Origin of the sequence: Pseudomonas sp. WAC2 (assembly GCF_030403525.1) — a bacterium.
Classification (GTDB): Bacteria; Pseudomonadota; Gammaproteobacteria; order Pseudomonadales; family Pseudomonadaceae; genus Chryseomonas; species Chryseomonas luteola.
Genome location: NZ_JAUEPD010000001.1, coordinates 465,188 through 477,911, shown reverse-complemented (window position 1 = coordinate 477,911; position 12,724 = coordinate 465,188). Strand labels below are relative to the sequence as shown.

10 protein-coding genes and 3 tRNA genes are annotated in these 12,724 nt (G+C 54.9%); 7 read left to right on the top strand and 6 right to left on the bottom strand.

What is annotated here, in order from left to right; genetic code table 11:
• Positions 1 to 18: 18 nt before the first annotated feature.
• Entirely contained in the window at positions 19 to 537 is a 519-nt protein-coding gene (locus QWJ10_RS02235; protein WP_289924075.1) for a GspH/FimT family pseudopilin, read from the bottom strand.
• Positions 538 to 639: 102 nt separating this feature from the next.
• Here QWJ10_RS02235 and thiO point away from each other — a divergent pair, with 102 nt between their 5' ends.
• Positions 640 to 1,749, top strand: a complete 1,110-nt coding sequence (gene thiO, locus QWJ10_RS02230; RefSeq protein ID WP_289924073.1) for a glycine oxidase ThiO — start codon at positions 640 to 642, stop codon at positions 1,747 to 1,749.
• Here the strand turns inward: thiO and QWJ10_RS02225 are convergent, their stop codons facing one another.
• From QWJ10_RS02225 to QWJ10_RS02210, 4 genes are all read right to left on the bottom strand, one after another.
• The gene (locus tag QWJ10_RS02225; RefSeq protein WP_019367124.1) at positions 1,750 to 3,090 is read right to left on the bottom strand and encodes a sigma-54 dependent transcriptional regulator; all 1,341 of its coding nucleotides are present in this window, start codon (positions 3,088 to 3,090) and stop codon (positions 1,750 to 1,752) included.
• 2 nt (positions 3,091 to 3,092) lie between these two features.
• Positions 3,093 to 4,676: an ATP-binding protein gene (locus tag QWJ10_RS02220; RefSeq protein WP_289924069.1), complete on the bottom strand. Its 1,584-nt coding sequence runs from the start codon at positions 4,674 to 4,676 to the stop codon at positions 3,093 to 3,095.
• Entirely contained in the window at positions 4,666 to 4,905 is a 240-nt protein-coding gene (locus QWJ10_RS02215) for a PP0621 family protein (RefSeq protein WP_019367126.1), read from the bottom strand. The genes QWJ10_RS02220 and QWJ10_RS02215 overlap by 11 nt, the downstream gene beginning before the upstream one ends.
• 217 nt (positions 4,906 to 5,122) lie before the next feature.
• Entirely contained in the window at positions 5,123 to 6,136 is a 1,014-nt protein-coding gene (locus tag QWJ10_RS02210; RefSeq protein WP_019367127.1) for an outer membrane protein assembly factor BamD, read from the bottom strand.
• Between the two features lie 157 nt (positions 6,137 to 6,293).
• On the opposite strand from QWJ10_RS02210, the gene rluD reads away from it, so the two are divergent.
• From rluD to QWJ10_RS02180, 6 genes are all read left to right on the top strand, one after another.
• Positions 6,294 to 7,256, top strand: a complete 963-nt coding sequence (gene rluD, locus QWJ10_RS02205; RefSeq protein ID WP_026004137.1) for a 23S rRNA pseudouridine(1911/1915/1917) synthase RluD — start codon at positions 6,294 to 6,296, stop codon at positions 7,254 to 7,256.
• Positions 7,253 to 7,996, top strand: coding sequence for a peptidoglycan editing factor PgeF (pgeF, locus tag QWJ10_RS02200; protein ID WP_289924063.1), 744 nt, complete (start codon positions 7,253 to 7,255; stop codon positions 7,994 to 7,996). The genes rluD and pgeF overlap by 4 nt, the downstream gene beginning before the upstream one ends.
• A gap of 136 nt (positions 7,997 to 8,132) precedes the next feature.
• Positions 8,133 to 10,697 carry an ATP-dependent chaperone ClpB gene (clpB, locus tag QWJ10_RS02195; RefSeq protein ID WP_289924061.1) on the top strand — a complete coding sequence of 855 codons (2,565 nt, stop codon included), beginning with the start codon at positions 8,133 to 8,135 and terminating at the stop codon, positions 10,695 to 10,697.
• A gap of 191 nt (positions 10,698 to 10,888) precedes the next feature.
• Positions 10,889 to 10,964, top strand: a tRNA-Asn gene (locus tag QWJ10_RS02190).
• A gap of 10 nt (positions 10,965 to 10,974) precedes the next feature.
• Positions 10,975 to 11,051: transfer RNA gene (locus QWJ10_RS02185), tRNA-Pro, on the top strand.
• Positions 11,052 to 11,057: 6 nt separating this feature from the next.
• Positions 11,058 to 11,133 (top strand) — tRNA-Lys (locus QWJ10_RS02180).
• Positions 11,134 to 11,320: 187 nt separating this feature from the next.
• Here QWJ10_RS02180 and QWJ10_RS02175 read toward each other — a convergent pair.
• The gene (locus QWJ10_RS02175) at positions 11,321 to 12,619 is read right to left on the bottom strand and encodes an NAD(P)/FAD-dependent oxidoreductase (protein WP_289924058.1); all 1,299 of its coding nucleotides are present in this window, start codon (positions 12,617 to 12,619) and stop codon (positions 11,321 to 11,323) included.
• Positions 12,620 to 12,724: the final 105 nt, after the last annotated feature.

Below are 12,724 nucleotides of genomic sequence, written 5' to 3'. Positions count from 1 at the left end.
GTCACCAAGCCATTTCCTCTAGCATCGGCTACCAGTCGGAGCAGACTGTATCCGTACTCTACCTGCTTTATTAATCACCACCTGTTTTAGGGCTTCGCTGTTTCGACAGAGAGTAAAGGTGCCATTTTGATAATCAGTAGCGCCGTTAGGCTTGAAGGTCAGGAAGGGGCGTGCGCGAAAACCGGACCAGTGCCAACTGTAGCCAGTCGGTATGTTTTCGCTTGATACAATATTAAGTATTTCATCAGTCTGCTCGTGTTGGTTTGCAGTCTGGTAAATCAGCATCGCTCCTTGCCAGATGAAAGAGCTACTGCAACTACCCTGGCTTTCGTGACAGACAGTTGTGCTTCTATTTTGCGTTATAGCCTGAAAGCGGGCGCGGTAAAGCGTCTGAGCTAATCGGTTAGTAGCTTCGTACTGTGTTATTCGGTCTGTAAGCGCGCTAAAGGAGGGTATTGCGATGCCAATGGTAACGCTAAGAACAACGATAGTTGTAAGTAGTTCGATAAGGCTGAAGCCTTGTTGATAGACTTTCATTAACGGCGTCCATGTACGTTAAGTCAATTTAGCCATCCTGGCGTGATGGCTTTTTGCTCCTGTATGCATTACTTGTCAATTGAGCGGTTATTGAGGTGTGACGTGGTTTTTGACGTGGCGATCATTGGTGGGGGTGTTATTGGCCTGCTTTCGACTTTGCAGCTCGCCTTGGCAGGGCAAAGCGTCTTACTTCTGGAAAGAGCAGAGCTTGGTCAAGAGGCCTCCTGGGCCGGCGGCGGTATCGTTTCTCCGCTTTATCCCTGGCGCTATAGCGCTCCCGTCACCGCGTTGGCGCATTGGTCTCAAGACTTCTACCCGGAACTTGGTGCTCAGCTTTTTGAAAGGACAGGTGTAGATCCTGAAGTCCATGTAACAGGGCTATATTGGCTGGATCTTGATGATGAAGCTGAGGCGCTTTCGTGGGCTAGAGAAAGGCAACGGCCTCTGGCCTCGATACCTATTCAAGAGGTCTATTCCCACGTTCCGGTATTAGGGGAGGGCTTCAAGAAGGCTATTTATATGGCGGATGTGGCTAATGTCAGAAACCCGCGGCTGGTTAAGTCCCTTCAAGCCGCTCTGGCTGCTATGCCCAACGTAACCATAAAGACTGGAAGCGAAGTGCAGGCATTTCTTCAGGAAGCGGACGCTGTCACCGGTGTCTATGTGGATGGCATTGCCGTCCAGGCTAAGCATGTTGTGGTTTCAGCGGGAGCATGGAGCGGTTCGTTATTGGAAAGCGTTGGCATCAGCTTGCCTGTCGAGCCGGTTAAGGGCCAGATGATGCTATTCAAATGCGCAGATGATTTTCTGCCCAGTATGGTGCTGGCGAAAGGGCGCTATGCCATCCCGCGGCGAGATGGACATATTCTGGTAGGTAGTACATTGGAGCATGCAGGCTTTGACAAGAAGCCTACCCAGGCAGCGCACGAAAGTCTTTTGCGTTCAGCCATCGAGCTGTTGCCTGCACTGGAAGACAGCCCAATGGTTGGTCATTGGGCTGGGCTACGACCAGGATCGCCTGAAGGCATTCCCTATATTGGCCCAGTATCCGCGCGGCCTGGCTTGTGGCTCAACTGCGGTCATTATCGTAACGGTTTGGTTTTGGCGCCTGCCTCCTGCCAGCTGCTGACCAATCTGATCACAGGGGAGGCGCCTATCATCGATCCGGCACCTTATCTGCCGGACTCACGGCTGGAGATCAGCCACGTGTAATCAATCGATGCCCAGCTTTTTCAGGCGATACCGCATCGAGCGGAAGGAAAGTCCGAGCCGTTCAGCGGCGGCTGTACGGTTCCAGCGCGTCTCTTCAAGCGCTTGCATGATCAGCTTTCGCTCGATCTCTTCCAGGTAATCCTCAAGGTTACTGATATTGGCCAGACTGGTTTCGCCAGCGCTGGACGACTGAGGGGTATCTGCAAGGCGCAAATCGCTTGGTTTGATCAGGTTGTCTTCACAAAGGGTATAGGCTCGCTCAAGCATGTTCTCCAACTCGCGAACATTACCCGGAAAGCGATAGCTCTTGAGTTTGGCGAGAGCATCATCTGTCAGCTGGGCCAGATCCTGCTGTGATTCCTTGGCGAGACGTTTCAGGATAGTCGAGCACAGTTCCGCAATGTCTTCGCGTCGTTCACGTAGCGGGGGTACGCGAAGCTCAATGACGTTGAGGCGATAAAATAAGTCTTGCCGGAAGCGATCAGCGGCTACTTCGGCGGCCAGATCTTTATGTGTGGCACTTAGTATCCGTACATCCAGCGCTACTTCCTGCTGCCCGCCGACGGGGCGTACAGCCTTTTCCTGAATGGCACGAAGCAGTTTTACCTGCATGGCTAGCGGCAGATCGGCGACCTCATCCAGAAATAAAGTACCGCCCTGGGCGGCCTGGAATAGGCCCTGCTTGTCTTCAATGGCACCCGTAAAGCTGCCTTTTTTGTGACCAAAAAACTCGCTTTCCATCAGCTCTGATGGAATGGCGCCACAGTTGACCGGAATAAAGGGGCGATCCGCACGAGGGCCTTGCTCGTGAATCAGTCGGGCGACCAACTCTTTACCGCTGCCGGACTCACCGCTGATATAGACGGGCGCCTGGCTGCGAGCGAGTTTGCCGATCTGAGCCCGTAGCGTACGCATGGGCGGTGAGTCACCCAGCAGCCTGTGATCTGCCACCTTGATGGGGGCAGGCGCTGAGCTGCTCAGGCGTAAGGCAGTGCTTACAAGCTCCCGGAGCCGAGGAAGATCAACAGGTTTGGTCAGGTAATCGAAGGCGCCGGCTTTCAATGCCTGGATGGCCGTATCCAGACTTCCAAAAGCGGTAATCATGGCTACGGGAAGGTTTGGATATTTCTGCTGGATGTATTGCACGAGGTCAAGACCGGAGCCATCTGGAAGACGCATGTCGGTCAGACACAAGTCAAAGGATTCTCGAGCCAGCAGATCCTTTGCGTCTTTCACGTTTTTTGCGCTAAAGGTGTCGAGCTTCATGCGACCCAATGTAATTTCTAACAACTCTCGGATATCGGGTTCGTCATCAACGATCAGGACTTTCTGTCGATTCATGTTCAGCTCAACTTGCGCGGATGGGCAAAGGTAATGCGGAAGCAGCCGCCTTGTTCCTGCTGGCGGTAGTCGAGGCGGGCCTGGTTACTCTCGCATAATTCGCGGGAAATATAGAGGCCGAGCCCGGTTCCTTTGCTTTCGGTGGTAAAGAAGGGTTCGAAAAGGTTGGTGATCTGGTCTTCAGGTACACCTGGCCCATCATCAATGACATCCAATATGGGAAGGTCTGAGTCGGGGTCACGGAAGAGATCCAGCCACACTTGTCCCTTGCCGTGCAGCTTGCTGCTATGGCGTAGGCCATTTTGAACGAGGTTGGTTAGCACCTGAGTCAGCTGGCTAGGGTCCATGCGGGTCTGTATCGTACCTGATGTCGTTTGCACATAGACAAACTGTTGCTCACGTAGGGTGGTTCTGAATTCACCCGCAAAGCGGTGCACCCAGTATTTGAGGTCCAGCAGCTGGGGCTCTGCCTGGCGGCGTCTGGACAGTTGCAGGACATTCTCGATGATGATGTTCATGCGTCGGGAGTGATCCTGAATGATCTGGGCCAGGCGAAGATCATGCTGATCGAGTACTTCTGATTCCTGAAGAAGCTGTGCCGCGTGGCTTATGGCGCCCAGCGGATTGCGAATTTCATGGGCGATGCCCGCCGTGAGGCGTCCCAGTGATGCAAGCTTCAGCTGCTGTGCCTGCTGAGCAATACGAGAAATGTTTTCCAAAAAAATCAGAGTATGCTGATTGCCGCTCCGCTGAATAGGGACGAAGCTGGGCTGGATCAGTGGGCCTTCGCTGAATGCCTGCATGGGTGCAGGGCGAAGCGTCCGATTCCTTTCCCACTGTTGTAGCCGGTCCATCAATTCTGGGCATTGATCATTCAGGTCCCCGGTATCCAGGTCTGGATGACCGAGCAGCTCTCGAGCGGCAGGATTGGCCAGGATAGGCGCCATTCTTGAGTCCAGAACCAGAATGCCGGTGCGCATACGATCCAGGATCAGCGCATTCAGATTTTCCAGATCGGCAACGACGTGCGCCCGCTCTTCTGCCAGGGTCTGGCTTTTGGACAGTCGGCTGACGAGACTTTGCACCAGAAATGCGGCGGCAAAGCACAGCGCGCCCAGGCCTCCCGCCTGAACATACTGATTGGCCTCTGTGGGAAGGCTAAGCGTTCTATAGGCGGTGGCATAAATGAGGGCAAGGGTAGCCAAGGCCGCCAGCAGAATTCCAATACGCCCAACGAGAAGAATGTTGGCGATCGATACGGTAATGATGATGAGGTTGCCAATACCACTCGGTGTACCGCCAGCGCTGTACATGAGATAGGTCAGCAGCCCGATATCCACTAGAGCCAGGGCAAAGATCTGTTTTTGCTTGCGCAGTGGTGGCAGAAAAATCGCCAGGATATTACCCGCTAGGTAAATCCAGCTGCCGACCACAAAGTTTTTACCCTCGGTTACCTTCAGAAGGTTGTCGTCCAGATTGGTGGAAACCAGAAGGATAAAAACCAGCCCGACAATGACCCGGTAGTAGTGATACAACCTCAGGATACGACTGTCCTGCAGGTTGTAATGAAAAAAATCAGCGCTCACTGCTCAGGCTTTTTTGTAAGTGATCTTGGCAGCAGAACCAGCGCTCCCCGTGGGGTAGGGCTTTATCGCGAGGAATGTGTACCCCGCAGTGACCGCAGCGAACCATTGGCTGTGGTTTGGCCAGGCGTGTTTTCTGTGACTTCTGTGGTTTCGCCTGTAGCAGGCGGCGGCACAGCCATACAACAGCGATAATCAGAGCTAGCCAGAAAAGCAGGCGAAACAAACCCATAGTGCTCTCTAAATAGTAGTACGACCGTTACTAAACCCGTTTCAGGTGTTATGGCACATTAGAAGACTGCAAAAGGAAGCCCCATCGCAGCGTGTGATGGCCGTTGGAGCGTTATACCTCATCATGATCTTCTTATGAATGAGGTGTCTTATTTTGACGGACCTTCAGGGGTAAATAAAAAGGAGGCTTAAAGCCTCCTTTTTTGTTCAGGTTCGCATCAGTCGAAAAGACCAAACGTCAAACGGCTGAACCATGAGCGACGCGGAGCATCAGGATTTTCGGACTCTCCAGCTGCAGGTTGATTCTCTGGAAGCAGCTCCTGTGGAATTTCACGCTTCGCATCTTCGTATTGGCGCTGTACATCCTGAGCAGCTCGTGTCTCGCCTGGCGGGAGCGGCTCGCTGGGACGATCAACCAGACCGAGGGTTGCGCGTGCCAGCCATGAACGATCATCTTCGCTCCGTTGCTTGGGTTTGAACTCCCCGTTATCCAGGCTCGGGTTGTCCGGATAGTTCATTTTCAGCGTTTCCAGGCTGGTGGCTGCCAGGTCGTTGAGCCCCAGGTGCTGATAGGCCTCTGTCATGACTGCCAAGCCATCCCCTACCGATGGGGTGCCCTGGAAGTTTTCGACAACATAACGACCACGGTTGGCCGCAGCGACATAAGCCTTGCGGCGCAGGTAGTAATCGGCCACATGGACTTCATACGCTGCCAGCAGGTTGCGCAGATAGGTCATGCGCGCCTTGGCGTCGGGTGCGTACCGGCTGTTCGGAAAACGGCTGGTAAACTGGGCAAAATCGTTGAATGAGTCACGGGCAGCACCCGGGTCACGCTTGGTCATATCCAATGGCAGGAAGCGCGCCAGAAGACTGCGGTCCTGTTCAAAGGATGCTACACCTTTCATGTAGTAGGCGTAGTCGACATTTGGATGCTGCGGGTGTAGACGAATGAAGCGGTCTGCCGATGTACGGGCAGCTTCAGGCTCTCCGTTCTTGTAGTTGGCGTAGATAAGCTCAAGCTGAGACTGATCTGCATAACGGCCAAACGGATAGCGGGACTCAAGAGCCTTGAGTTTGCTGACAGCCTGGTTGTAGTTGTTGTTGTTCAAATCTTCCTGAGCTTGCTTGTAGAGCTCGGTTTCGCTCAGGTTTTCTGCCACTTCAGGTGCTTTAGAGGAACAGGCAGCGGTGAGGGCGAGGCTGGCGATCAGCAGCAGGTGCTTCAATTGCATGGCGGCTTTGCGTTCCCTGAAACGGTCGGCTGACGGAGCCGGAACCGTCCTGTTATGATGAACAACCCGGCATGAACATCATGCCAGGGCAAAAAGTTTTCGTATTTAACCACAGCGTGTGGCTGAAACCAAAAGCTACACGCCTTTGTTGGCTGCTATGTCCGATATTATCCAACTCAACGCCGAAGTGCCTACAGAACTCGGCGGTCAGCGTCTCGACCAGGTAGCGGCTCAGCTGTTCTCTGAATATTCCCGTTCTCGCCTGTCGTCCTGGATCAAGGAAGGCAGCCTAACTGTTGATGGCGCGGTCCTGCGTCCACGTGATCTGGTGCATGGCGGCGCCGTACTGTCCTTGCGCGCGGAGCGAGAAGCGCAGGGCGATTGGGTGGCGCAGGATATCGAGCTCAATATCGTCTATGAGGACGATCATTTGCTCGTGCTGGACAAGCCTGCCGGGCTGGTCGTCCATCCTGCGGCAGGCCATGCCGATGGTACGCTCCTCAATGCGTTACTCCATCATGTACCGTCGCTGGCAAACGTGCCCCGTGCCGGTATTGTCCATCGTCTGGACAAGGATACGACCGGCCTGATGGTTGTCGCCAAGACTCTAGAAGCGCAAACCAATCTGGTGGCTCAGCTTCAGGCACGCTCCGTCAGTCGTATTTATGAGGCGGTTGTAGCGGGCGTGGTGGTTTCCGGCGGTACGGTAGATGCGCCTATAGGCCGTCACTCCCAACGGCGCCAGCAAATGGCTGTGGTTACCGGAGGAAAGCCGGCGGTCAGCCATTATCGTGTCCTGGATCGATTCCGGGCCTATACGCATGTGCGCGTCAAGCTGGAGACTGGCAGAACCCACCAGATACGGGTCCATATGACCCACATTGGCTTTCCGCTGGTAGGGGACCCGGTATACAGCGGGCGTTTCCGAATTCCGCCTGCTACCAACCCAACACTGGTCAAGACGCTTCGAGAGTTTCCTAGGCAGGCGCTGCATGCCCGCTTCCTGGAGCTCGATCATCCGGTGACGGGGGAGCGTATGAGCTGGGAGTCTCCTCTGCCTGAGGATATCGTCTGGCTGCTTAGCCTTTTACGTCAGGATCGTGAGGCGTTTACCGGATGAATGACTGGCTGATTCCCGACTGGCCTGCGCCTGCCAATGTGAGAGGCTGCGTTACGACTCGGTCAGGGGGCGTCAGTCATGGACCTTATCAGAGCCTTAATCTAGGCGATCATGTGCAGGATGATCCGGCCGCCGTGGCGGAAAACCGGCAACGGTTGGTCGACTCGCTAGGGTGTCGACCCGCCTGGCTAAAGCAGGTGCATGGGATTTCTGTTGTTGAGGCTGATCCGGCCCAAGTGCTTGAGGCTGATGCCTCCTGGACGTCGACGCCTGGCATTGCTGCAACGATCATGACGGCAGACTGCCTGCCTGTCTTTTTTTGTAATCGGCAAGGGACGCGTGTCGCGGCTGCTCATGCTGGATGGCGAGGGCTGGTTAGTGGTGTGCTGGAAGCAACGGCTGCGTCGCTTGAGTCGAGCCCACGAGATATCCTGGTGTGGTTTGGGCCTGCAATCGGCCCTGACGCCTTTGAAGTTGGAGCTGAAGTGCGCGAGGCGTTCGTATCAGAGCATTCCCGGGCAAAAACAGTCTTCAAACCCAGCGTCAATGACGGACGCTTCATGGCGGATATTTACCAGCTGGCGCGGTTGCGGCTGGCATCCATCGGCATTGATGCTATCTACGGTGGCGGATGGTGCACGTATACCGACACTGCGCGATTTTATTCCTTTAGGCGCTCCTCGCAGACAGGGCGCCTGGCCAGCCTGATCTGGCTGACCCAACCTCTGGATGAGGCGTAATCCGACTGATCCAAGTCAAATGGCCAGCGCTTGAATCGAGCAGAATTGTCCTTATGTAAGAGGCATCTCGGCGGGTAATCGTTGTGACGCTTTTTATGGTGCGTCCCTGACCCGCGCTCATATAAAGGACATAGTCATGCGAATTGACCGTTTAACCAGTAAATTGCAACTTGCGTTGGCCGACGCCCAATCCCTCGCGGTAGGGCATGACCATCCGGCCATCGAGCCCGTGCATCTTTTTTCTGCCTTGCTGGATCAGCAGGGCGGTTCGATTCTGCCGCTGCTTCGTCAGGTCGGCTTTGATATTCAGATGCTCCGCCAGGCCCTGACCAAGGAGCTGGACAGTCTTCCAAAGATTCAGAACCCTACCGGGGATGTCAGCCTATCTCAGGATCTGGCGCGTCTGTTGAATCAGGCCGATCGGCTGGCTCAGCAGAAGGGAGACCAATTCATTTCAAGCGAACTGGTGCTGCTGTCTGCTATGGACGAGAACACCAAGCTTGGCAGGATACTGCTGGCGCAGGGTGTTTCCCGTAAGGCTCTGGAAAATGCCGTCAACAACCTGCGCGGCGGTGACGCTGTCAACGATCCTAATGCTGAGGAGTCCCGTCAGGCGTTGGATAAGTTTACGGTTGACCTTACCAAGCGCGCGGAGGAGGGCAAGCTTGACCCTGTGATCGGTCGTGACGACGAGATTCGCCGCACTATCCAGGTTCTGCAGCGCCGTACCAAGAATAACCCGGTGCTGATCGGTGAGCCGGGGGTTGGTAAAACAGCCATTGTTGAAGGGCTGGCTCAGCGGATAGTCAATGGTGAAGTGCCCGATGGCCTGAAGGATAAGCGCCTGTTGGCCCTGGACATGGGATCGTTGATTGCTGGTGCCAAATTCCGAGGAGAGTTCGAGGAGCGCCTCAAGGGGGTGTTGAATGAGCTTTCCAAACAGGAAGGGCGTGTCATCCTCTTTATCGATGAGCTCCATACCATGGTAGGTGCCGGTAAGGCGGAAGGCGCCATGGACGCAGGTAACATGCTCAAGCCTGCATTGGCCCGCGGCGAGCTGCATTGTGTGGGCGCTACCACGCTTGACGAGTATCGTCAGTACATTGAAAAGGACGCCGCCTTGGAGCGTCGTTTCCAGAAAGTCCTGGTCGATGAGCCGAGCGAGGAGGATACCATTGCGATCCTGCGCGGCTTGAAAGAGCGGTATGAAGTGCACCACAAGGTCGCGATTACTGATGGGGCCATCATTGCGGCCGCCAAGCTGTCGCATCGCTACATTACGGATCGGCAACTGCCCGACAAAGCAATTGACCTGATCGACGAGGCCGCAAGTCGTATTCGGATGGAAATCGACTCCAAGCCCGAAGCGCTCGACCGCCTGGAGCGTCGTTTGATCCAGCTGAAGGTTGAGCAGGAAGCGCTCAAGAAAGAAAGTGACGAAGGTGCCCTGAAGCGCCTTGGCAAGCTCCGTGAAGACATCGCCCGGCTTGAGCAGGAGTATGCCGATCTGGAAGAGGTCTGGAAGGCGGAGAAAGCGGAGGTTCAAGGCTCTGCACAACTGCAGCAGAAGATTGAACAAGCCAAACAGGAGCTTGAGTTGGCGCGCCGCAAGGGTGATCTCAACCGTATGGCAGAATTGCAATACGGAGTCATTCCTGACCTTGAGCGTAGCCTGCAGATGGTGGACCAGCATGAAAAGCCGGCCAATCAGCTGCTGCGCAACAAGGTGACCGAGGACGAAATTGCTGAAGTGGTCTCCAAGTGGACGGGCATTCCGGTCAGCAAAATGCTCGAAGGCGAGCGTGACAAGCTGCTGCGCATGGAAGATGCGCTTCATCAGCGTGTCATTGGGCAGAATGAGGCGGTGACGGCGGTAGCGAACGCCGTCAGACGCTCGCGTGCAGGATTGGCCGATCCGAACCGGCCGAGCGGGTCGTTCCTGTTCTTGGGCCCAACCGGGGTGGGTAAGACCGAGCTTTGCAAAGCGTTGGCTGAGTTCCTGTTCGATACAGAAGACGCCATGATTCGTATCGACATGTCTGAGTTCATGGAGAAGCATTCCGTTGCCCGTCTGATTGGTGCGCCTCCGGGATATGTAGGCTATGAGGAAGGTGGCTATCTCACCGAGGCGGTGCGGCGTAAGCCATACTCCGTGGTTCTGCTGGACGAAGTGGAAAAGGCGCATCCGGATGTCTTCAACATTCTGCTGCAAGTGCTGGACGATGGTCGGCTGACCGATAGCCAGGGGCGTACTGTCGACTTCCGTAATGCGGTTATTGTCATGACTTCGAACCTGGGGTCAGCGCAAATACAGGAGTTGGTTGGCGACCCGGAAGCTCAGCGTGCTGCTGTCATGGATGCGGTCTCGGCCCACTTCCGGCCGGAGTTCATCAACCGGATCGACGAAGTTGTTGTGTTCGAACCGCTCGGTCGTGATCAGATCGCCGGTATCGCTGATATTCAACTGAGCCGCCTGCGTCAGCGTCTGGCTGAGCGTGAGCTGGATCTGGCGCTTTCGGCAGAGGCAATGAACAAGCTGGTTGCAGTAGGTTACGACCCTGTCTATGGGGCGCGTCCGTTGAAGCGTGCCATACAGCGCTGGATCGAGAACCCTCTTGCCCAACAGATTCTGTCTGGGCAGTTTGTCCCGGGCAGCAAGATAGAGGCGAGGGTAGAGGGCGACGACATCGTATTTGCTTAGTCTGCTAAAGGGCGCCTTAAGGCGCCCTTTGCGTTTCCAGACGAGGCGTATCTTAAGTGCATGAATTTTTTGCAATAAAATTTGCTAAAGGGTGTTGACACAGGAATCAATACCCGTAAAATGGCGCACCTCAGCTGATGCAGCGCAGCTTAACGCTGAAGAGCAAAGGTTGAGATTGGAAGCTTAGAAGTTCCGCGATAGCTCAGTCGGTAGAGCAAATGACTGTTAATCATTGGGTCCCTGGTTCGAGTCCAGGTCGCGGAGCCAACTTCCTTGTCGGGGTATAGCGCAGCCCGGTAGCGCGCCTGCTTTGGGAGCAGGATGTCGGGAGTTCGAATCCCCCTACCCCGACCATTAAGTGGGTCGTTAGCTCAGTCGGTAGAGCAGTTGGCTTTTAACCAATTGGTCGTAGGTTCGAATCCTACACGACCCACCATTTTCTTATCTAAGCGTTAACCTCCTAAGCATTTCTGCTAAGCAGCGAGTTCTTCGCTGTGTCTCGTTTTAAAGTCTTCTTCTTTTCAGCAAATGTTTGTTTGGCGCAGCGCTATTTGCTTTGTGCAAATTCGTCATGTCCAGGGTTTTGTGCCCTGTCTGCACCTTGCAAACAGGGCATCTACCATTTAATGCAGCTTTAGCCTTGGCTTGAGTGTATGGCCCAGGTGATCGCTAATGATCAGCAGCAACGTTCTGAAGTTTCCATAAAGCGCTCTCTGGTGCAGCCGATAGAGTGACACGTAAAACATGCGCGCCAGCCAGCCTTCCAGCATGATGTTCCCGGTCAGATTACCCATCAGGTTGCCCACGGCTGAATAACGCGAAAGCGAGATCAGTGAGCCATAATCCTTGTAATGGTATTCAGGCAGCGCTTCGCCCTTCAGGCGGGCCGTTATGGATTTCACCAGCAGAGAGGCCTGTTGGTGCGCGGCCTGTGCCCGGGGCGGGACATTACGATTGTCCTCCCCAGACATTGGGCACGCAGCGCAATCGCCAAAGGCAAAGATGTCATCATCCTGCGTGGTTTGAAGCGTAGGACGTACCACTAATTGATTGATTCGATTGCTTTCCAGCCCGTCCATATTAGCCAGAAACTCCGGTGCACGAATGCCAGCTGCCCATACCTTAAGCTTGGCAGGGATGAATTCGCCGCTCTTGGTGGTTAGACCATCTTCGGTGATAGAGCTTACGGCTGCGCCTGTCACAAGGCGGACGCCTAGTTTCTGCAGCTGCTGAGCGACCGGCTCTCCTATGCGTTCAGGCAGTGCTGGTAGTACGCGTGGGCCTGCCTCGATAATCGTGATGCGAAGGTCTTCCGGGCGAATACGATTCAAGCCGTAGGAGACCAGTTGCTGAGCGGTATTGCGAAGTTCTGCCGCCAGCTCCACGCCCGTGGCGCCAGCGCCAACAATCGCGATATCAATGGGCGCTGCCGTTTCACTGCTTGCCTGAGCATGCAGATATTGATTGAGCAGCTGCTGATGAAAGCGCTCGGCCTGGGCGCGGGTATCCAGAAACAGGCAGTGCTCTGCAGCGCCAGGCGTGCCGAAGTCATTTGTTTTACTGCCGATGGAAATAACGAGCGTGTCATAGGGCATGGTTCGCTCAGCAAGAACTTCCTTGCCTTGCTCGTCGGTGATAGGTGCAAGACGAATGCGCTTATTTGCTCTGTCCAGGCCAGTCAGGCGACCTAGCTGAAACTCAAAGTGATTCCATTTGGCCTGGGCGACATAATTGAGTTCGTCGGCTGAAGAATTCAGGGAGCCTGCGGCGATTTCATGCATGAGCGGCTTCCAGATATGGGTCAGGTTGGCATCGACCAGCGTGACATGTGCCTGGTTGCGCTTACCGAACTTTCTGCCCAGGCGGGTAGCCAGCTCCAAGCCCCCAGCGCCGCCGCCGACGATTACGATTCGATGTGTCATGGTGTTTCATACTCATAGTGTTGGAATTCTTTGGCGCGGGCAGCCAAGGTGCCTGCGGTGATACGAGCCGCTGATGAGGCGGCTCGTATGAAGTAATTCGTTGGG